The sequence below is a fragment of the Paenibacillus sp. JNUCC-31 genome, from assembly GCF_014844075.1.
In the GTDB taxonomy this organism is placed as follows: domain Bacteria; phylum Bacillota; class Bacilli; order Paenibacillales; family Paenibacillaceae; genus Paenibacillus.
The window spans coordinates 2,961,699-2,984,000 of record NZ_CP062165.1 but is presented as its reverse complement, the minus strand read 5'-3'; the positions used below and the strand labels follow the sequence as shown (position 1 = coordinate 2,984,000).

The window sequence follows — 22,302 nt, the reverse complement described above, 5'->3', positions numbered from 1 at the left end:
TTTTTATTTACAAAAAAATTCATATCCTGCTCAAGTTTTCTGTTCTTTTTCTTTTATGGTATTGTATCAAGCTGTTCATCGCGTGGCGTGTCAATATCATTATTTTCTGTTCCAGCTTTCGATCAGTTCCAATTAGTCGATTCAAGTGCATGTGAATAATGCTAAACACGATGTCATCTTTGCTATTCGTTAATAGAACTTCTGAACGATGTTGCTCCAGCTTTTGATAGTATGTTAAGCTGCTGTTTGCTCTTGATTCGAAAAAGGGCAATAATTCTTGTGAAAAGCTTCCTGAAGAGGTTTGGGAAGTATTCAAACCAAAAAAAGCATTAAGCATATCCATATATGTGCTGCGGATCTTACGAAAATCTTGAAGGTAATCCTTAACATCAAACTTTTCATTTAAAGTTTCGAAACATTCACTTTTGTTGTACCCTAGATGAGTAAGAAGATGAATTACACTAAGTACACCTATTTGTTCAATCTCAAGCTCGCGTCTCTCGAAACGGTTTAGACGAATTAATCCTGCTACCACATAACTATCTTCGGAGAACAGAGATTCTGCTAACTTCATTAGCTCAATTCCGCCATATCTTTCTATTTCAGGTTCATAAGTTTCTAATGTGAATTTAGTTATATAACCATCCTTAAACCACTCGTCACTCCATTTTTGAAATAATTGAGCGAAGAGCTGAGATTTATCATTGGATTTGAACTTGAACCTTACCCTAACATGTGGATCAGGATCAGCGTAGCGTATAAAATAAGCATGTTCTATTAAACCAGTATCTTTAGCTGTGTTCACACATTCCTCCCAATAAAGAGCAAGGAATTCATTCTGTCTGCTATCCAATCCGTATAATTTAGCATAAAACCACTCATTTCCAGGAAGGTAGATATCTTTCCCTAAAACGCCTCTGTCCGATAGCGTTTTGAAAGGGAAAACGGATGAACTGCCTTTCGGTATAGCATCATCTATAGTGAGTGGAAACACAATTTCAGCAGCTAAACAACCATCACTACGATGGATAGGCGAATTTTCAAACCCACTGACGTGTTCAATTAAATTGATATGTCGTGTTGTTTTTAAATTTTTTAATAATTCATTTAGATGTAGCGGATGGTCCAAATCGAGCAAAATGCGATTATCCGAATCAATTAAATAAACATATCTTGGAACATTCCATTCTCTCAAGAATATTAAAACCCAATTTTTCAATTTATCAGCATTAATACTTTCTTTCAAATTACTATTTGGGTAACGAAGATTCCATTTTGCGGGAGACAACACAATTTTTTTGTATTGAATTCGTGGCATAAATGGAGCATGCATTAAATACCCAAAGTCTGGGGCGGACCATTGATCAAATCTCATCAAGCCAACCTCTATCAGGAATCTATAGATGTTCGGCGCATGATGATAATTGAACATATGACCTGCCATTGGAATTACTTCTTTGTTTTGGGATACGGACCTAATATATAACCTTCCTTCTTTCGCACCTACGACAAGATCAGAGATAGCTATGATCTGTTCGTTTGGAGTTATCGAACCATGACTAAGCGAAATTTCATGGTCACGGTAGTTCTTCGTAAGCATTACATTCGCAGATTTACCTGAAGTGGGAAGAAAAGATGTTTCAGCCCACATTACATCAGGGTACAAGTCTTTTTCTTTTTTTGAAATCAGTGTTAAATCTTTTTGGAGATTGGGTTCAAGGATATCTAAAAAACGACCAAAAGTTTTCCCCGCTCCGTTTGAACCAGGATTGGGTGCCAACACCAGTTTGTACTCCCCATGATCAAGACTGTTTTGATCCATCGTGTGAAGGGAAAAATACAATTCCATAGATGGTAACGGTGGCAATTGGGTATCATTGAATTCCTCCAGTTGTTGTATAACGTTTTCATCCAACTCAACTGTATGTTGACCTTTATGTATTGCAGATACCAACAGTTCCATAAATAATTGTTCCTGTTTGATTTTACCTTGAGAATCCCTGCGCTTTAACGCATATGAGTTCTTACGATTTTCAGGATAACGGTACGTCTCTGGAGCACCCAATCCAAGCTCATCATCAATCAATTCTAAAACGGGGATTTCTTTATGATCACCATACTTTTCTAAGAAATCTTCTACATACTTTTTCAAGTGCTCTTCTGTATAGTGTGAAAGCATATTAAGGATGTATGCTGCCTCTTCCACTTCCTTGCGAATATGCTCATTGAGTCTGATAGACTGATCTGCAAGTGACAAATCCACTTGCATAGTGGGTGTTTCCATCGGAATTAGATCATTAGTCATTCTACTAAGTTGTTCGAAAGTCTCTATTCCTTTTCCAACAGGAGTCTCGTTATAAAACATTATTGTTTCGTGAATCTCATACAATTTTTTTCCGATATCATATACTCCCTGCAATCCATCCACAAGGCTGAAAACATGATGGAATGGATCTTTATCTACAGTGGACGGTCGCAGTTCAGTAATGAGGAACTCTTCTTTTATGAGTTGTTGCAAGTAATTATTGATAATTTCCCGATCTGTTCCCGGAAACTCCAGCTCCATTTGGTTTAATACCTTGGAAAACTTTTGGGGTGTAGATAAATAATTCATAATCCAGTCAAATACAATGGTTGCTTTAACAGAGATGCTGTCATTGGCTCCACTCTTCATTTTTCCATATCTCGTTAAGTAGGGTAGCTTAGCCCTATTACCTTGTTTGTATATTAATGCATTCGGGTAAATCGTTAGTTGTTCCAATATCAGTGGATCGTTTTCGAGTTGTTCTATTAGTTTGAGAATCCATCCCATATCAGGTCGTGCTCGTTTACGATAATGAGATAGCTCCTTAATATCAAGTTGAGATTTGGCTGAGAACCTGCCAACAGTAATGCCTGAGAATAATCCAAAAGGAGTAGGTCTACTCATCATCCGGATTACATACTTCATTACGCTTGATACAACTTGCGCTTCAATCACATTAGGCTTACTTTTGAGTTCATCAATTTTAGAAAGCGATCTGTATAGGCTAGGGCTTGCAACAAGGATCGCTTCCCTGATCTCAGGTTTACGAGATAATTGCATCAAACTTTCCAAAGAATAACTAGCAACATTCTCAATAAGAGAATGTTGCTCGGGGAAACAAGAAAAAAATTCATTTAAGGGTAAAACTGGAGTTCTCAACATGAAAAAATCCAGTGTTTTATACGAATAACGTTCCATCATATTCTCCTCCCACTAGATGCCAGACATGAGCCCCTTGTCATATTACTTTCCTTTGCCAACCCCAAAAACTGATTGCCCCAAAAAGAATGCTGGCTCCAGTTAAATATAGCCAAAAACTGATTGAACCTCCTGACTGAAGAGAAACCAAAATTGGACGAAAAGGGTCAAATAAAAAAACTAATTCTGTTGCTATATAATGATAAAGTACAATAGATAATCCAAAAATCACGAGAAAAGCTATGATTGGTCTTGAGATAAACACACAGATAGCACTGCAAAATAGCAACTTAGCAAGACAGGTAAGTAGAAAAACACCATAAAATTTGATCGTATACAATTCTGCGGGTAACCTTCCTACGTCGTCCTTAAAACCGTAAAGTGCCGCTGTATCGCTGCTGGAAAAAAAGAATTTTGATCCAATCATAGAAATAATGTAAACAATTCCGATCCCAACAACAGTCGTTGCAGCTAACGCCAACAGTTTTCCCAGCCAAAGTTCGAACCGTCGGTATGGACGAAGTGCATACAATCTGTATGCGCCAGAGTTCAATTCGCCACTTAACTGATCAATATAAAAAATAGGCAGCAGTGCCGCCATCATTAATAATGACATTCCATCCATCATAAACCAGGGAGCATTAAGATTATTTAGCAAAATACTGCCTTCTCCAAAACGAAATACTCCCATTTGTGATGAGCTTAAACCCCAAATGTTGGAAATAATCACAATTAAAAAAGCAGAGAATAGTACAATCTTAGACTTTTTTTTCCAGTCTCGTTCCAATTCACTAATCCATATGCCTAACATGTTTACCCCCTAATATAAGTAGTCACTTTTCACAAAGCGATGGTAGGCTCCCCACAGGAAAACAATAAGATGTGCAACGACAACGGATAATATAGCCACAATTACATTCGTATTTCCGTCTATAACTTCATTTAAACCGGTATGTTGTAGAAAAGGTATCAAGGAATAGGTAATACTGAGTTCTAATAGAGGAATGTCACTGAATAATGCAGCAAGTTGAATAACTGTGCCGTCCAGTAACAATGATGCTAAAATGTAAAGCATACAGCCTCCGATAGCGTATGTGACATTTTTGCTGTACATCGAAATACAAATAAACAAACTGGATATCCCCAAGAGTGAAACAAATGCAAACCCGTAATATACAAAAGTGTAGCTAAGAGCCTCAAGAGAATAATTCAGCAAACCATGTTCATTGAACTGAAAAAAATAACCAGTAACTATCAAACAAAATGCAAACAAGATGAGCATCAGAACAATACAAACACAAATCAACAATAGTTTGCTAAAAAAGATTTGCCTGCGGGTAAATTGACGAAGAAAAACATATCTCAACTGACCGCCTCTATATTCCTCGGTGAATATAGAAGCTGCAAATACAGCCATAATGATATCAACGGGAAAATACAAGTTATTCCGCAAGCCTGTAAGAACAAATAGCTGAGATAGCGTATCATGATCAACTTGAAGCGTTTCAAAAAAACTGGCTGTCATATAAGCAAGACCAGGGATAGCCAAAACCAATAGCCATGTCCAACGTTTGGACCAAAGTCGCTCCCACTCACTATTGAATAACGTAATCATGCTCTCATTAACTCCACGAAAGCATCTTCTAACCTTTCGCCATCACGGATCAACTCGGCAGTGGGACCTTTCCAAATAACCTTTCCGCTTTTTATAATTATTAATTCATCACACATTTGCTGGAGCTCATCCAGTAAATGGCTTGAGATAAAAAAAGCGTAGTTAAATTCGTTTCTCAAACTAAGGATGATATCTCTTAATGCTCTCATCCCCATGGGATCAAGACCGTTAGAGGGCTCATCTAAAAGTAGAAGTTTCGGGTTTCCTAGCAGTGCCTGAGCAATTCCCAAACGTTGCTTCATTCCAAGCGAGTACCCCTTAACTCGATCATTCGCTCTATCTCCCAACCCAACCCTTTCAAGCAACTCTTGAATATGATTTTCCCTATCAGATTTAGGAAGATCAGGATGAAGTCGTGCCAAATTGCGCAATACTTGTCTACCTGTCATATACTCGAAAAAAATGGGCGATTCTATAATTGCTCCCACCTGTGCCAATGCATTTTTTCGGTTTTTGTTTATTTCGTATGAATCTATCTTTACATGGCCATTACTTGGATGCATCAACCCTGTCATCATACGCATCATTGTAGTTTTGCCAGCACCATTCGGGCCAATAAAACCATAAATCTTTCCTTTTTCCAAATTGAACGAAGTTTCTTGAATGATCTCACGTTTGCCTATTACTTTAGTTAGATTATTCACTTCCATAACAATATCAGGCATTATAACCCTCCTTCTAATAGAAATGTTGTTCAAAATAACAAGAAGAGACTTATTCAGTCTCTTCAAGTAGTTAAAATGAAAAAAATATGATTGTGAAAAAATTAACAAAGAGCACCAATATTAGAGAAACATTTCACTCCTGCAGTAGGCGCACAAGTATTGGCAGTTCTTGTTTGCTCTCCGCAACCACCAGTGCAGTTCCAAATACTTAAAGCTTGTGGTTGAACTGAACCTTCTGATTTTTTAATTTGTACATCAAGATCAAAAATTCCTTTTTCCATTTTCGTTACACTCCTCTAATTTTTTATAAAATCGAATTATGTAAGAATCTAGGTGTCAGCTGTATGAAAAAATATAAAAAAGATCGTCACCTTTCTATATATTCCATAAAAATAAAAAAACTACATAAATTAATATAACATAATGAAAAAAGAAGGTAAAGAATATAATTCCAAATTATGAATTTATATAAAATTTAATATAATTATTTCAAAAAAATAAAATAGGGTATCGAAGTATTTATTCTACATCTAATACAATATTATAATTATAATAAATATATATTCTTATAATCAAATATTTTACATATTGATGATGTTGGCGAATCCGTCACTCCTTGTTAACATAGATGCAGGAAGCGTTTGATGACATAGATAAAGAGGATGAACTCGATGAATAAAAAAGTGCTGGTCGTGGATGACGAGTCAAGCATCGTCAGTGCTATTGCTTACGCGCTGCGGCGCGAAGGATATGAAGTAGAAACAGCAAATGACGGCGAGGAAGCGCTAGTCAAGGTGGCGTCATTCCACCCGCAGGTCATGATTCTGGACGTCATGATGCCCAAACTGGACGGATATGGCGTATGCCGCAGGCTGGAGGACCGGGAGGATATCGGCATTATTTTGCTGACCGTCAAAAATGATATCGTGGACAAAATCGTCGGCCTGGAAATGGGCGCGGATGATTACATGACCAAACCGTTTGAGATCCGAGAACTGCTCGCCCGGGTAAAGGCGTTAATGCGGCGTGTGGAGAAAAGCAGCCCACCATCTAAAGATTCCAATAATCAGGCTATTGTTAATGGAACAATACGCATCCATATCGCTCACCGCACCGTGACGGTGAATGAGGAGAAGCTGGATCTGACGCCAAAGGAATTCGATCTGCTCACCATCCTCATGTCCAATCCGGAGCGGGTATACACGCGGGATGATCTGTTGGACCGGGTGTGGGGCATGGAATATGCGGGGGGAACACGTACGGTGGATATTCATATTCAGCGGCTTCGTAAAAAAATTGGCGATACCGATCAGCAAAAATTGCAGACGGTATACGGAATTGGATACAAGGCGTCAGCCCCTGAACCGGGCGGCTCGGTATGAGAGTCAGCATCAAGCTGAAGTTCAGCGTTTTTCTGGCCGCATTACTGATTCTGACCGTCGTAGTGCTCAGTTCCCTTGTACTGCGCGGTATTGAGCGCAACCAGCAGACGCAGATTGAGACCATTCTGTCCCAGCAGACCCGTCTAGTCAATCTGAATGTACGGCAGTCTTACTATACCGAAGCTGTTCGTCTGGAGCAGGAGGTTTTTTTACAGCAAAATGGCCGCCGGCTGGCTCAGGAGCTTGCGAGCTCTACAGGTCTGCCCATTGCGCTTTATGATATGAACGGGCGGCAGGTCGGCTCCTCAATCACGTCTGAAGAAAGTGCAGATATTCAGAATACGCTCAACTATGCGCTGCAAAATAAAATTGCTTACCACGAACAGGGAGATACCCTGCTATATATGGCACCGCTGGATGGGCCGGATGGACAGATGGGTGTTGTACGAATGCAGTACCCGGTTCAGAGCTATCATGAATTCTATGCCCGTATCCTTCAGTTGTTTATGTGGGCGGGGATTGCAGTTGTTGGACTAAGCTTCATTCTGGGATATCTCTTTTACAACCGTTTTGCTGTTGCCATAACCCGCTTGAAGCAGTCGGCTGATTCCATCCGTGAAGGGCATTATATTACCGAATCACCTGTGAGAAGCAAGGATGAATTGGGTGAGCTGGGACAGGGCATTTATTATATGAGCACATCCATTCAGCACAATATTGAAGCCATGCATGCGGAACAGAAGAAGCTCCAACTCGCCATCGAGAAGCTTCAGGCCCTGGAGCAGCAGCAGAAACAATATATTGGCAACATCAGCCATGAGTTTAAGACGCCGCTTACGTCCATTAAGGCATATGTGGAGCTGCTGGACATGTATAAGGATGATCCCCAATTGCTCGATGATGCCACGAGCAATATCGGCAAGGAAACCGAGCGGCTGTACGAGATGGTTGAGAAGGTACTGCATTTGTCTGCCCTGGAGAAATATGATTTCGAGAATCAGGCGGAGGATGTCGAGGTACGAGCCCTGCTGGAGGATGCCTGTGGCCGAATGCGAGGAAAGGCTGAGAAGTTTGCGCTGAACATGGAACTGAATCTGCAGCCTGCGGTGATCCGCAGTGATCGCGAGAGCCTGATGCATATTTTCATCAATATGCTGGATAATGCCATTAAATATAACGTGCCGGGAGGTGTCATCCGGGTTAGCAATGAACTGCGAAGGCAGGAGTGTCAAGCAGTCATTTGCATCTTCAACTCGGGTACGCCGATTCCGGCAGAAGCACAGGAGAAGATTTTTGAACCTTTTTACACCGTTAACAAAGACAGGGCCAGAAAAACCGGGGGAACCGGGCTGGGGCTATCGCTCGTCAAGCAATTTGTAGAGAAACAAGGCGGTACGATTACACTGTTGCTTAATGAGAGGAATCATGTGGAAGGAACAACGTTCCAGCTGATTTTCCCTCTGGCTGATTTGAGTTTACAAGTTGGAAACAAGTCTGAATAACTTTGGAAGTATGCGATGGGTATGCTTGGTCTATAGAAAGCAATCAGGGGGGACCATGATGAATTGGAAACAGGCGGTTTTGGGTACGTTCGGGGCAATCGTCCTATTATCGGCAACAGCATGCGGGGGAACAACGGAACCAGGGGGCGATACACAGAACGGAAAAACCGGTACGGATATTACGGTAAAGGATAACACCAATACGTCGGTGTACCAGAGCTTTAAGCTGGAGAAAATCGATAAACTGCCGAATATGCGCGGGGTAGCATGGTTGAGCAATGACTGGATTTTGTCGGATAAAGAGAACATGTCCATGAAGCCTGTCACGGTTGAGGGTGTGAAGCGTTATCCGCATAACTTATACATGTATGATCTGACGAAGGGCACAGATACACCTGTGAAGGAAAGTGAAGTGAGTCTGGGCTCTCCACTCGTGTCGCCGGATAGTCAGTATATTTTCTACAGAGAACCAGAGGAATCAACAGGCAAAGGCTTTATTCTGAACCTGCACAACGGGGAAGTAGCTCCTGCTGGCAAGGACGACGGTTTCGTCTTTGAAGGGGCTTGGCTGGACGAGAAACATGTTGTCTTCCCGAATATGAAAGGGGATATCGTATCAGCGAGTGTGGATGGAACGACCAAAGTGCTGGTCAAGACGGGTAACTTCAATGTAAGCAGCGTCAGCGTTTCTGGCGATGTAATCTACTACATCACAGGTACGGACGGGCAGCTGAATGCTTACAGTACGAAGACCGGCGAGGTGAAGCAGGTGCTAAAAAGTGTAGAGTGGGTGATTCCGTCCAATGATGGTTCGAGACTGGCGATTGTGAAAAAAACAGCTGATACCAAACGGGCCCTGGTGCTGACCGATCTGGAAGGAAATGAAAAAGCAACGCTTGCCAGAGGCACGCAAATCTTCGGAACAAGCTGGTCTGGTGACGATTCCAAAATCGCCTATACCATTAATTCGGAACGTGACGATGAGAAGGGACTTTTTGTCTCCAATACGGAATCTGCGGAGCAGTTCCAGATCTCGGCCGATATGGATAACGCCTCCGATCCGCTGAGCTGGAGTCCGGAAGGTAACCGGATTTTGTTGTCACAGTCCGTGCAGGAAAATGAATCGTATCATTTCGTAACTTCGGTTATTACAATCTCGCAGTAAATCGTCATCGAAGAAGTATAAGAAGAGAAAGAAGAAGTAAATCAGCAGGGTGGGCCCGACTCATATCGAGTTGGGCTTTTTCTGTACCTTTAACGCAGGTTTTCTGGGTTATACTGAAGAGACGAGAAGTGAAAGGGGAACATGATCATGGATGAAAAGGACTGCCGTTTGCTGCTGAGCGTTTCCGAGGAAAGCAGTCTGACCAAGGCTGCGGAGCGCATGTTTATGACCCAGCCGGCTTTGACATACCGTTTGCAGCAATTGGAGAAGGAATTTGGCGTACCGCTGATCGATAAAACGTTAAAGGGTGCCAGATTCACTACTGAGGGAGAGCATCTGGCAATGTATGCCCGTAAAATGTTGAATGAACTCAATCAAGTCAAGGAACAGCTGTCGAACATTCGTAATGAAGTTAAGGGAACATTGCGCCTTGGGATTGCCAATCATTATTCGTTGTACAAGCTTCCTCCGTTGTTAAAACAGTTCAAGGAGCTGTACCCAGAGGTTCAGTTTGCTGTGACCTGTGCTCTGAGCGTAGAGGTTATGGAGCTGTTGATGCGGGATGAAATTCAGGTGGGTGTCATACGGGGTGAGCATCCATGGTATGAGGGGAAACATCTGCTTCACGATGAGCCGGTCTGCATTGTATCCCGTGAACCCATTGACCTGGATCAACTTCCGAATCATCCGCAAATTGCATTTCAGGAGCCTTTGACGAAAGCGGGTGGTTCGCCCGTAAGCCCCTTCCGGGAGGGAGTAGCTGCCTGGTGGTATGAGCGTTTTGAACGTTCACCAACCGTAGCGATGCGTGTGGACAGCTATGAGACCTGTAAGGAAATGGTGCGGTATGGCCTGGGCTATGCGATTATTCCGGGTATCTTTGTATCTGCTTCGGATGGCCTCCATCAGCAGGAACTGATCCGACAGAATGGACAGGGAGTAAGGCGGAATACGTGGCTTGTCTATAAGGAGAGTGTGCTGCAACAGGCAACGGTGGGGCGCTTTGTTGATTTGATGAAAACGGCAGGAACACAGCATGTTGTGGGTAGAGGCTAGATACAGACGCAGTGGACTAGATGCATTGCTTTATGCATAATTATCCGCTGTTTTCTTGCCAACAAGAGTATTTTATGGCTATTGGGCGGTATCCTTTTCATAAGGATTATCCATTCAAAGGATGTACATAAGATCAAAATGTATATTGACGCTGTCTTGATAAAAGTATAAATGAACCAGTAATATGCTGACATCTCATGATATCCATATGTAAATACCAAACGAGCCCATAAAATTTTTTATGGGCTATTCCTTAATTTTTTTGAATTTACTTATGGCTTGGTCACACATACAATATATCCAATCTGATTGTATATTTATTCGATTAAATTGAATATAGAAATGCTGTGTTTGGAGAAAGGCGGCAAAAATATGTATACTGACCCTGCTCATATGAAGCAAAAGATCAAAGAAACCGTAGATCGGCTGGACCCCGACTTGCGGGAATTATCCCTGCGCATTCACGCTAACCCTGAGCTTAGTTTTCAGGAAGTTCAAGCACAACAATGGTTAACCGAACCGTTGGAAGCCGCCGGATTTCAGGTGGAAAAGGGCATTTCCGGCCTCGACACCTCGTTTCGTGCCGTATGGGAAGGCCAGCCTGGAGGACCTACGATTGCACTACTCGCTGAATATGATGCACTGCCCCGCATTGGACATGCCTGCGGACACAATCTGATCGGAACCGCTGCTGTTGGTGCAGCACTGGTACTCAAGGAAGCTTGCCCTGATCTTCCAGGACGGATCATCGTTCTTGGCACACCGGCTGAAGAAGAGGGTGGCGGTAAAATCATTATGGTAAACGATGGCGTATTCAATGAGATCGATGCCGTTATGATGTGTCACCCGCAGCAAAAAACGATGGTGCTGAGAGGTGCGCTGGCTTGTGTGGACGCGACCTTTACGTTCCACGGCAGACAGGCTCATGCTGCCTCGTCTCCCGAGAAAGGCATTAGTGCACTCGATGCCTTGGTCAACGCGTATGCGGGGATTAACTCGCTGCGTCCATATTTGAAGGATGACGTTCGGGTGAACGGAATCATCACCAAAGGCGGAGATGCGCCCAACGTGGTGCCTGAACTGGCTGAAGCGGTATACATCATCCGGGCCAAGACAGTCGAGGAACTGAAGGTGGTCATGGACAAAGTATACCGCGTCGTACGCCATGCTGCGGAAGGTGTTGGGGCTACGGTAGATATTACGGAAGGCCTCATCTATGCCGAGCGGAATAACAACAAGGCTCTGGCGGGTCTGTTCCGGCAGAACCTGGAGGATATGGGCATTGAAGTGCATGATCCACCGCAAACAGGCGGTGTTGGTTCCTCGGATATCGGAAACGTAAGCCAAGTTACAGCCGCGATCCATCCGTATATTCGGTTAGGTGAAGCGACAACACATACCCCTGAATTTGCCCGGCTTGCCGGAGCAGAAGAGGGCATGATTGAGCTGAATCGTGCGGCGAAGGCACTCGCACTTACAGCGTTCGATTTGTATGCAGACAAGGCAGCATTGGAGCAGGTACGGAATGAGTTTGAAGCGTGGAAACAACAGAAGGACGAGGGATGATGCATTGGAGAACATAACCAAACAACCACAACAACGGCGTAAATGGTTCAGGATGCCTCACACCTTTGTCATCTTGTTCATTCTGGTGCTGGTAGCGACCGTGCTGACTTACATTATTCCCGCAGGGGAATTCGATCGGGTCAAGGATGAGGCGACCGGCAAATCCTTGCTCGTCCCAGGTTCATATCATCATGTAGAGGCCAATCCAACGGGATTGTGGGATATTCCCAAGTCTATCGTCCGCGGACTGGTGGATTCCGCTGACGTTGTATTCTTTATTTTCATCATCGGTGGAGCATTTCAGATTATTACGAGCACAGGAACCATTGAAGCTCTTACGGGCAGGGTAGCCCGTTCGTTCGCGAATAAAGGATTATGGGTCATCCCGGTATTCATCACCTTGTTCTCAGTTGGTGGCTTTACGATGGGTATGTCCACAGAGGTCATGGTCTTTGTACCAATCGGGATCGCCATTGCGCGTGCGCTGGGGTATGACGCTTTAACGGGTACGGCGATGATCTCGCTGGGGGCCTCGTGTGGTTTTACCGCGGGATTGCTTAATCCGTTCAATGTGGGACTGGCTCAGGCCATTGCAGAAGTGCCGATCTTCTCGGGCATGTGGCTGCGCGCCATTATACTGGTGTGCCTCATCGCCGTGACAAGTATCTATATTATGCGGTACGCGTCCAGAGTGAAATCTGATCCAACCCGCGGTTTGGTGCATGAGCTGGAACAGGAGCAGGCAGCAGATACAACTGCGGTGGACCTGAACCAACTGCCAACGATTCGCATCACACATATTCTGACTATCATTACGATTGTAGCTGGCTTTGCCCTGCTGATCTGGGGAGTATCCAAAGAAGGCTGGTGGATGGAGGAGTTGGCGGCTCTCTTCCTTAGCATGGGTGTGATCTCTGGTCTCGTATCCGGTTTCGGTCCTAGCCGCATAGCCAGTGAATTCGTCAAAGGCGCAAGCAGCATCGCTTATGGTGCCTTTATCATCGGTCTGGCGAGAGGCATCATGGTTGTCCTCGATCAGGGTAACGTGATTGATTCCGTTGTCTACGGAATGTCTACACTGGTTGGCGAATTGCCATCTTCCGTACAGGTATTGGGTATGTACTTCTTCCAAAATATCATGAACGTGTTCATCACGTCCGGTACAGGCATGGCCGTGACGACGATGCCGATCATGGTTCCATTATCGGATCTGCTTGGCGTTACCCGTCAGACGGCCGTCCTGGCCTTCCAGTTCGGAGACGGATTCACCAACATGATTCTGCCAACGTCCTCTGCCTTAATGGGCAGTCTCGCGGTATCCGGCATTCCGTATCAGAAATGGGTGAGATTCTTCTGGCCGCTGATGGTGATGTGGATCGCCATGGGGATTATATTTATGCTTATTGCAAATGCAATTCAGTATTCTTAAAAAAGTAAAAAGCATAAAAAGCCTGTGTTCTATGGTAGTCCCTCTCAAACTGTTATATCCAGTTTCGAGAGGGCGCTGCCAGAACGCAGGCTTTTTTTATGGCTTGTTATTTTGGCATGCTCAGCAGTAACTTCACCGCTTCTGCACGTGTAGTGTTGTCTCTGGGAGCAAAATTGTTCAGTCCTTTGCCGTTCAATAGCCCGGACTTTTGCAAGCCGGCGACAGATGCTCTGGCCCACAACGGAATCAGTTCATCGTCTGCAAAGGGTGAGCCGGTGCCGGATTCTGCCTTCAATTGCAAGGCGCTAGCTACCATGACAGCCATCTCTGCACGAGTTACAGCCTCGTTAGGGCGAAAGGCCCCGTCGGTGTCTCCCTGGATGAATCCCGCTTGCACGGCACGTGCTATAGCAGACTGTGCCCAGTCTCCTATTTTTGAACGATCGGTAAAAGATAAATTCGCTTCCGTGTACTCTGTTTGCAATGCATTCATCAGCATCACCGTAAACTCTGCACGTGTAATGGATGCATTCGGCTTGAATGTTCCATCGACATATCCTTTCACTATGCCTTTACGAATAGCCTGTTGGATGACTTCTTTCGCCCAGTGACCTTCGACATCATTAAATAAAATTTCTGTCGGCTCCTTGGGCTGATCAACCGCCAATACGGCAAATTTGGTGAAATGGTCTACGTCTACCCGAATTTGATTTCCATTCACAGATGATTTACCGGCGGAGAGCCAAGCCTTATCTTGTTCATCAAAGTAAAATAGTTCAGCCCGCTGATTGCGCTGCAAGCTTGATAAATCAAATGTCAGCGTTAATGTGACGGGTACATTGAAGTTTTGCGGAACATTTTTGAGCAGTTCATATACCGGGCTGAGCAGTTGGATCTGATGGGTCAGCAAGGCAGAAGGATCTGCAATCTGTTCGATAGTGACCCGGAGTTCCTGGTTCATCGCCCCGGCAGGGATACTTACAGCGATGCTACCTCCCAAACTTACTTGCCCTGCCTGCCCCGCTGTAAGTGTTAAACGGCCATTATTGGATGAATTCGTTGTGTTAGGTGGCGAAGGATTACCGCTCGACCCGTTGTTATTCTGGTTACCGGAGCCGCCGCTGCTGTTACCACCACTCCCACCTGACGGTGGCGTGGAATTAACACCCCATTTGGCATATAAGGTCAGATCGGCTGTAATCACTGTTTGAGCAAAGTTGAATGGCGTCTTCAACTCGGGGTCTGTATACCAACCTGCAAACGTATAGCCGGAACGGCTTGGCGAAGCAGGTGCTGAAAGTTTCTTTTCGTATTCTACAGCTGCATCGGAGACTGCTGATCCTCCAAGTGTATTGAAAGTTACTGTATATGTGTTTGGCGCCCATTTTGCATACAATGTGGTGTCCTGGACAATCGATGCAGTATTCAGGTCAAATGGCGTACTCAGTTCAGGTTCATGATACCAGCCGGCAAAAGTGTGTCCTGCTTTGATTGGATCATCAGGAGCTGTCGCCAACTCACCATACTGAACTGTCTGATCCGCAACGACTGTACCACCATTAGAATCGAAATTAACGGTATAGGAGTTGACCGTCCATTTTGCATACAGAGTGATATCAGTGGTAACGGTGGTATTGTCGAAATCAAAAGCCTGACTCAATCCTGAATCGGTATACCATCCACCGAAAGTGTGTCCTGTTTTGGTTGGAATGTCAGGTGCAGCCGCCAAGTCACCATGTTGAATAGATTGATCCGCAACGACTGAACCACCATTAGATGCGAAGTGAACCGTATAGGAGTTGACCGTCCATTTTGCATACAGAGTGATATCGTTGGTTACAGTTGTATTGTCAAAATCGAAAGCCTGACGCAATCCTGAATCGGTATACCATCCACCGAAGGTGTACCCTGCTTTGGTTGGAACGTCAGGAGCTGTCGCCAACTCACCATATGGGACCGTCTGATCCGCAACGACTGAACCACCATTAGGATCGAAATTAACAGTATAGGAGTTAACCGTCCATTTCGCATACAGAGTGATATCAGCGGTAACGGTGGTATTGCCGAAATCAAAAGCCTGACTCAGACCTGAATCGGTATACCATCCAGCAAAGGTGTATCCTGCTCTAGTTGGAACTGCTGGAACAATAACCTTGTCACCGTAAGACACCGTTTGTTCGTTTACTTCAGAACCGCCGTTACTGTTAAAGTTGATCGTTCGCGGCGTATAAAAGCTGAAATGCAGGGTTGTGGTATTGCCCGCACGATCGGTAACAATCAGTGCATATTCTCCTTCAGATTGAACCGTTTCTCCGCTGCTGAAGGGTGAACCGTTCAGAGTGGCTGTTCCTTCATTAAAAGTGATTGTTGGGTTTTCATTGTACTTTCCATTATCAGTGACCCCCAATACAACAGGAGGTGCTGTATCAATGGAAAAATTCAACGTTGTACTGCCAATACTGTTGGTTACCACCAATGTATAAACCCCGTCAGCCGTAACCGGAGTGCCGTTTGCAAATGCAGCACCATTCAGAAATGCGGTACCACTATTAAATGTAGGTGTTACCGTTTGATTATATATTCCACCGTCAGATACGCCGTTGACTATGGGAGGGGTGGTTTGCCCAATCATTATGGTTACTAACACCGGAATACTTGTACCCCATGGATTGTTGGCGCTATAGGTAAAGCTGTCACTTCCCACATAATTGGCGTTCGGAGTATACGTAAATGCCCCGTTAGCATTCAATACCAAGGTTCCGTTCATCGGCCCACTTTTCAAAATAGCGGTAGAACCGTCGCTATCATTGGAAAGCACGCCTGGCGCAGACTCAGTCAAAGTGGAGTTTTGGTTCGTAGTATAGGTGTCTTCGATTGCTTCTGGAAGCTGCCCACCGTCCAAGCTGGGAAATGCTCCTGCGTTAGCAACATAATAAACCAGGTCGGATTGGCTGCTGTTCAAATTAGGTACTTTAAATTCGGTCGAACCATTGCCGCCAAACTTGGTGCCCAATAGGCTGAATAAGGGTTGGTTATCGTTGGTGGCAAGAGTGGAACCATCCGCCAATATCCAGTTTTTTGTCGAAAGACTGACTAACATGGGAATGATCTCACCAATGTACTCGTTACCTGTACCATTCTCGGCATGGTTGGCTGGGTTTGTAAATATAGCGTAATGTACACCATTAATCTCTGGGAAGTTAGGCAACTTGAAATCATTCGGTGTGTCTGATCCGTAGGTTGTACCAATCATTTCATATAGATCCGAATATTCGGATCTATTAACGCTCTGCCCTTCAGCAGTTAACCACCCCGTGGGAGAGAAGAAATATGGAAAAAGGCGAACCTCGCCTAACACAGCATTTCGGGTGTACAGAGTATCTGCATCTCGGGGAGGGAATATACCATTCATAGCTATGTAATAGCCCATCCCTTCTGGTGCAGCATTGGTAAGGTTAGGTAAGGCAAATGTTGATTTTCCGTCACCGCCATATTTATTGCCTAGCAACGCGTAGAGGGCTGTATTTTGGGTTAAAGGGAGCGTCTGTCCTCTGGCGGGCATCCATCCTGTAGGGATGGCACTGTAGGGGAATAATCTGATCTCACCAAGGTAGGGCTCTGCGGCTGCGGCATGGGCTTGCTGTACAATACTGAAATTATTCCATAGACCACTTAGTCCGATCAGGAATACCAACCATATGATGCTTACTTTCCTGAATAGTGTTAAACTCACGATCTCATCCCCATTTTCCATTTAAATATGTTACGTTATGCTTATTCCTGATCCACCTTATCTTTCTAATTCACAGGGGGAAGTCATATAATGATGAGCATAGTTTAATGGATATGAAAGCAAAAATGAATACGATTTTAGTTCGGATTTGAAATATTTTTTTGAATTTTCCAAAGATACATCATTAATAGTTGAAATGTTCCATAACTTTCATCCCTTTCTATACATTTATATTGACTAAGGTATTCTAATTCCGATAAACTAGAATGCAGGAATAAAAGTCGAATGTTGGGCAGCAGTTCGAGACCATGTTTCGGGCGGCTGTTTATTTTCTTTTTTAGCATATTGCATAATTCGATTGATCGCTTCCGTGTACAAGATGTAGACGAATAGAATCATTTCGATCTATATCTTGCTGATTGGAAGTCGCTCCTTGGATTTTGCGAATTGCCTTTTAATGAGCAAAGTTGCAATGCTGTAGTCTTGCCGGATGATCCGGCCAATAACAACATGGAATAGGAACAGGTGATACACATGTGTAACAGCGCGTACCGCGTGCTTTTATATTATAAGTTCGTAAAGATTGAGGATCCTGAGACATTCACCCAGGAGCATTTGCAATACTGCAAGGATCTTGGTGTGAAAGGACGTATTTTGATTGCCGCGGAAGGCATCAACGGTACTGTATCCGGTACACCGGAGCAAACCGAGCAGTATATGAAGGATATGCACGCCAATCCGCTGTTCAGCGATATGGTGTTCAAGATTGATGATGTCGAAGAGCATGCGTTCAAAAAAATATTTGTTCGTCACAAAGCCGAGCTGGTTACGTTCCGCGTGGAAGACGATTTGGACCCTAACGTAATTAGCGGTAAACGGTTGTCCCCGAAAGAATTTTACGAGCATCTTCAACAGGAGGATGTCATTGTAATTGACGGCCGCAATGACTACGAGTACGAGATTGGTCATTTCCGAGGTGCGATTCGTCCGGACGTTGAGTCGTTCCGCGAGTTCCCGGAATGGATTCGGGAGAACCTGGGCGACATGAAGGACAAAAAGATCATTACCTACTGTACTGGTGGCATCCGTTGTGAGAAGCTGACCGGGTTCATGATTAATGAAGGTTTCCAGGACGTGGCACAACTTGATGGCGGAATCGTAACCTATGGCAAGGACGAAGAAGTACAAGGTCGTCTGTTTGATGGTAAATGTTATGTGTTTGACGAGCGTATTTCCGTGCCTATTAACCGGACGGATGAAGATATCGTGATTGCCAGCTGTTATCACTGTGGAACGACACATGACCGTTATATTAACTGTCCAACCTGCAACCTGCAGCATGTATGCTGTGAGGATTGCGAAGAGACGCATAACCGCTTTTGCTCGGATGCCTGCCGGGAGGCAGCGCCGGTAACCGCATAAGCAGGGAGAGCAGGTGCTGAGCGTGAAGCGCGAAGAGGAACGAACGACGCGTGAACGGATTTTGTTCATGCTGAAGCAGCAAGGCACAATGACCGCAAGGGAAATGACAGCTGAGCTTGGCCTGACCGGCATGGCGATTCGCCGTCACCTCACGGCACTGGAGCAGGATGGATGGATTGAAGTTAGAGAAGCCAGAGCGACAGCTGGACGTCCATCTGCCGTGTACCATCTGACGGTACGCGGGGATAGCTTTTTCCCAAAATCATATTCATCACTAACCCTGGAGCTGCTGGAGGAACTGTCGGATTCAGCGGGCAGCGGTGTCGTGGATGCATTGTTCGAGAGCCGCCGGGACAAGCTGCTTCGCAGCGGACAGCCACAGATGGAAGGTCAGGATCTGGCCGGACGTGTCGAGGAACTTGCGCGTATACAGAATGCAAACGGCTATATGGCCGATGCCTCCAAGGAAGAGGATGGCACTTATGTGCTTACCGAGCTGAACTGCCCCATTGTGCAGGTAGCCAGTGTCTATAAACAGGCTTGTCGCTGTGAACTGGAGCTGTTCCGTTCATTGCTGCAGGCTGATGTGGAGCGCACCGAATGTTATGCTGATGGCGGCAAAAAATGCACGTACCAGATTCGCGAGGCCGCTGGGAATTAGCATGTATGGAGATTGTTTCGATCACTCGGAACAGTCTCTTTTTTTTGACCAAAATTACGCAGATACGCTATTTTTATATGGCGATGCGTGCTATAATGAGCTAACATCTAGTTTATGTTCGCATCCTTATATTTGCTAATACTTCAGCAGATATATCCTGTTCATTTTGCACGTAGGAGTGAATAATGATGACAGAGTTGCTTGATCCCAAGAACGATTATGTATTCAAACGAATTTTTGGAAGTGAAGAGAATAAGGATGTGCTTTTGGCTTTTCTGAATCACACCTTCAAAAATGCAGGTGAATCCTTACTGACCGACATTGTGTTGATCAACCCTTATTTGGACAAGGATACCCCGAGAGATAAACAGTCCATTCTGGACATACGGGCCAAAACAGATCAAGGTGAGCTAATTAATGTTGAAATGCAGTTGTTTAATCAGTATGATTTAGAGAAGAGGACTTTGTTCTATTGGGGTAAACAATACTCCGGACAATTACTTGAGGGACAGAGATATAGCCAACTCAAAAAATGCGTTGCAATAAACATTGTTAATTTCAAAATGCTTGCTAATGACCAGTACCACAACGTATTTCATTTAAGAGAAGACCATACCAATATTCCTTTGACGGATGTTATAGAGATTCATTTTATGGAAATACCTAAGCTGAATGATGAAAATATTCAAATGAAGAATGGATTGGTGCGCTGGCTGTTATTTTTGAAAGGAATGACTAGATCAAGCTGGGAGGCGTTATTGATGCACGAACCGGAACCGGCGTTGAAAAAAGCCATGAGTGTATTGGAGTTTCTGAGCCAGGATGAGCAAGCACGTCAACAATATATTGACCGTCAGAAATTTCTGTGGGATGAAGTTTCCATGATTGAGGGCGCGCGAGAAGAGGGGCTCAAGAAAGGCATGGAGGAAGGTATCCAAAAAGGAATCGAAGAAGGCATCAAAGAAGGAATTAAAGAAGGTGAAGCTGAGAGCAAGCGGAAAATCGCAATGAATATGCTCAATTTGGGTCTTGATCATGCTACTATTATTAAGGCTACCGGGCTAATCTCATCTGAATTAGAGGAACTGCAAAAAGAAAAGGAATAAGCACTCTGGAGCTATCTTTTGATTGATATAAGGCGACCATACCCAAAGTACATTGGGAGGGACGCCTCTTTTTTTGAAAATTTTAAATATGAAAAATCTCATCTTGTATGTACGCTTGACACATGAATCCACTCATAATAACATATGTTATATAACACGTGTTATTAACAACGGAAGGAGCAGTATATGCCACCCAAATCCGACATTACGCAGGACAAAGTATTATCTGCCGCCTTTGAGCTTGTACGGACCCAAGGCTTGGAGGCGCTAACTGCACGAAACGTTGCTCAGGCGCTCCATTGTTCCACCCAACCGATCTATAGTCTCTATAATAACATCGAAGAGTTGAAATCAAACGTGTATGACAAGGCTGCCGAATTTGCCCGTCACAGTATGGTGGAGTATAAGGATGATGCCAATTCCCCTGCGTTGAACCTGACCATCGGTTTTCTGTACTTTGCACAGAACGAGAAGCAGCTATTTCGAGCCTTGTATCTATCAGGTTATCGGCAATATAACCCTCACACAGATCAGTTTCTGGGCGAAGAGTTAACTACGTTCTATATGCGATATAGCAAACGGTTACAGAATGTATCTGTCGAGCAACTCAAGCGCATTTTCTTAAAGCTCATGATCTATTTAATCGGCATCGGAACACTTCTGTACTCGCACACCTTGGAGCTGGATATAAAGGAAGCGATTGAAATGATCAGGGAAATGTACGAGATGTTGCTGCATAAGGAAGGTCTCACTTATTAAATCCATTGAAGGAGTGAGCAGCATGGTCCATAGGCTTGGCCACAAAATTGGTGAAGGCGGATGTGCGGAGGTGTTCGAATGGGAAGATGGAAGCAAGATCGTCAAGCTGGCGAAGCCCAATACCGTTACGGCTGCATTGGAGGCCGAACTTCATCACTGTCGAATAGCTTCCGCGTGTGGGCTGCCGGTTCCCCAGCCATATGACCTGGTGACTGTTGAGGGGCGATCAGGTATTGTATTTGAACGGATTGATGGCGAGACGATCATGAAGCGCTTTGTAGACAGATCAGTAGAGCAGTACCGTATGCAGCAGCCTTTGGATATCAGGGAGGACTTTGTAAATGCCCGAATTACAGCACAGCTCTTTCACCAGATTCATTCGCATTCGGTTGCCCATATGCCGAGTCAGCGGGAAATTTTCAAGCATAATATTCTAGCAGCACAATATCTGACTGAAACGGAGAAGGCTGCCGTGATTGACCAATTGGATCGATTACCGATGAAGCAGCAGCTATGTCACGGTGATCCCAATCCCGGTAACATACTTCTTAGGGACAATGATGCAGTCGTTATTGACTGGAACAATGCCTCTACCGGAAATCCTGAAGCTGACTTGGCCGAATATATCATTATGATTCGATATGCCATACTGCCACCTTACCTGCCACATGAGGCGATGGTTGCTCTTGATGCTACGAGAGAGGCAAGTATCCACATATTTATGGAAGAATATGAGAATCTTTCCGGTATTGGTTACGCAGACATTGAACCCTGGATTGTTCCTGTTGCAGCGCGTAAACTGATTGCGGATGGGATATCGGATGAGGAGAAAAAAATGCTCATAGATGAAATTAGAAGAAGACTCGATATTCCATATCCATGAATAATAGCCTATCTATTAGCTTTGCCAACGGTACCATCTACAGAACGTTGTGGGTGGTTTTTTTATTTTATGTAA

At 44.4% G+C, this 22,302-nt stretch carries 17 protein-coding genes; 11 read left to right on the top strand and 6 right to left on the bottom strand.

Annotation, left to right across the window (positions count from 1 at the left end; all coding sequences use genetic code 11):
• Positions 1–19: 19 nt before the first annotated feature.
• From JNUCC31_RS12840 to JNUCC31_RS12820, 5 genes are all read right to left on the bottom strand, one after another.
• Positions 20–3,226, bottom strand: coding sequence for a lantibiotic dehydratase (locus tag JNUCC31_RS12840; protein ID WP_192271644.1), 3,207 nt, complete (start codon positions 3,224–3,226; stop codon positions 20–22).
• Between the two features lie 37 nt (positions 3,227–3,263).
• A complete protein-coding gene (locus JNUCC31_RS12835) occupies positions 3,264–4,034 on the bottom strand; it encodes an ABC transporter permease (protein ID WP_192271642.1) in 771 nt (256 codons plus the stop codon).
• Positions 4,035–4,043: 9 nt separating this feature from the next.
• Complete coding sequence (locus tag JNUCC31_RS12830) at positions 4,044–4,838, bottom strand: ABC transporter permease (protein WP_192271640.1); 795 nt, start codon at positions 4,836–4,838, stop codon at positions 4,044–4,046.
• Positions 4,835–5,563, bottom strand: coding sequence for an ABC transporter ATP-binding protein (locus JNUCC31_RS12825; protein WP_192271638.1), 729 nt, complete (start codon positions 5,561–5,563; stop codon positions 4,835–4,837). The genes JNUCC31_RS12830 and JNUCC31_RS12825 overlap by 4 nt, the downstream gene beginning before the upstream one ends.
• Before the next feature lie 101 nt (positions 5,564–5,664).
• Positions 5,665–5,844 carry a gallidermin family lantibiotic gene (locus tag JNUCC31_RS12820; RefSeq protein WP_192271636.1) on the bottom strand — a complete coding sequence of 60 codons (180 nt, stop codon included), beginning with the start codon at positions 5,842–5,844 and terminating at the stop codon, positions 5,665–5,667.
• Between the two features lie 390 nt (positions 5,845–6,234).
• On the opposite strand from JNUCC31_RS12820, the gene JNUCC31_RS12815 reads away from it, so the two are divergent.
• The 6 genes from JNUCC31_RS12815 (at position 6,235) to JNUCC31_RS12790 (ending at position 13,663) form a co-directional block, all read left to right on the top strand.
• Positions 6,235–6,945, top strand: coding sequence for a response regulator transcription factor (locus JNUCC31_RS12815; protein ID WP_192271634.1), 711 nt, complete (start codon positions 6,235–6,237; stop codon positions 6,943–6,945).
• The gene (locus JNUCC31_RS12810) at positions 6,942–8,447 is read left to right on the top strand and encodes a sensor histidine kinase (RefSeq protein WP_192271632.1); all 1,506 of its coding nucleotides are present in this window, start codon (positions 6,942–6,944) and stop codon (positions 8,445–8,447) included. Before JNUCC31_RS12815 ends, JNUCC31_RS12810 begins: the two co-directional genes overlap by 4 nt.
• A gap of 55 nt (positions 8,448–8,502) precedes the next feature.
• Positions 8,503–9,612 (top strand): hypothetical protein, encoded by a 1,110-nt coding sequence (locus tag JNUCC31_RS12805; protein ID WP_192271630.1) that lies wholly within the window; start codon positions 8,503–8,505, stop codon positions 9,610–9,612.
• A 147-nt stretch (positions 9,613–9,759) separates the two neighbouring features.
• Positions 9,760–10,668, top strand: a complete 909-nt coding sequence (locus JNUCC31_RS12800; protein ID WP_192271628.1) for a LysR family transcriptional regulator — start codon at positions 9,760–9,762, stop codon at positions 10,666–10,668.
• A 393-nt stretch (positions 10,669–11,061) separates the two neighbouring features.
• Entirely contained in the window at positions 11,062–12,234 is a 1,173-nt protein-coding gene (locus JNUCC31_RS12795) for a M20 family metallopeptidase (protein WP_228469637.1), read from the top strand.
• On the top strand, positions 12,194–13,663 hold the full coding sequence (locus tag JNUCC31_RS12790; RefSeq protein WP_192271624.1) for a YfcC family protein: 1,470 nt from the start codon (positions 12,194–12,196) through the stop codon (positions 13,661–13,663). The genes JNUCC31_RS12795 and JNUCC31_RS12790 overlap by 41 nt, the downstream gene beginning before the upstream one ends.
• 106 nt (positions 13,664–13,769) lie before the next feature.
• Here JNUCC31_RS12790 and JNUCC31_RS12785 read toward each other — a convergent pair whose 3' ends face one another.
• Entirely contained in the window at positions 13,770–17,396 is a 3,627-nt protein-coding gene (locus JNUCC31_RS12785) for an InlB B-repeat-containing protein (protein WP_192271622.1), read from the bottom strand.
• 534 nt (positions 17,397–17,930) lie between these two features.
• Here JNUCC31_RS12785 and trhO point away from each other — a divergent pair.
• From trhO to JNUCC31_RS12760, 5 genes are all read left to right on the top strand, one after another.
• Positions 17,931–18,818, top strand: coding sequence for an oxygen-dependent tRNA uridine(34) hydroxylase TrhO (gene trhO / locus JNUCC31_RS12780; RefSeq protein ID WP_192271620.1), 888 nt, complete (start codon positions 17,931–17,933; stop codon positions 18,816–18,818).
• 22 nt (positions 18,819–18,840) lie between these two features.
• On the top strand, positions 18,841–19,479 hold the full coding sequence (locus JNUCC31_RS12775) for a helix-turn-helix transcriptional regulator (RefSeq protein ID WP_416234403.1): 639 nt from the start codon (positions 18,841–18,843) through the stop codon (positions 19,477–19,479).
• A gap of 188 nt (positions 19,480–19,667) precedes the next feature.
• Entirely contained in the window at positions 19,668–20,585 is a 918-nt protein-coding gene (locus tag JNUCC31_RS12770) for an Rpn family recombination-promoting nuclease/putative transposase (protein ID WP_192272969.1), read from the top strand.
• Positions 20,586–20,771: 186 nt separating this feature from the next.
• Complete coding sequence (locus JNUCC31_RS12765; RefSeq protein WP_192271615.1) at positions 20,772–21,344, top strand: TetR/AcrR family transcriptional regulator; 573 nt, start codon at positions 20,772–20,774, stop codon at positions 21,342–21,344.
• A gap of 22 nt (positions 21,345–21,366) precedes the next feature.
• Positions 21,367–22,227 (top strand): aminoglycoside phosphotransferase family protein, encoded by an 861-nt coding sequence (locus JNUCC31_RS12760; protein WP_192271613.1) that lies wholly within the window; start codon positions 21,367–21,369, stop codon positions 22,225–22,227.
• Positions 22,228–22,302 lie beyond the last annotated feature (75 nt).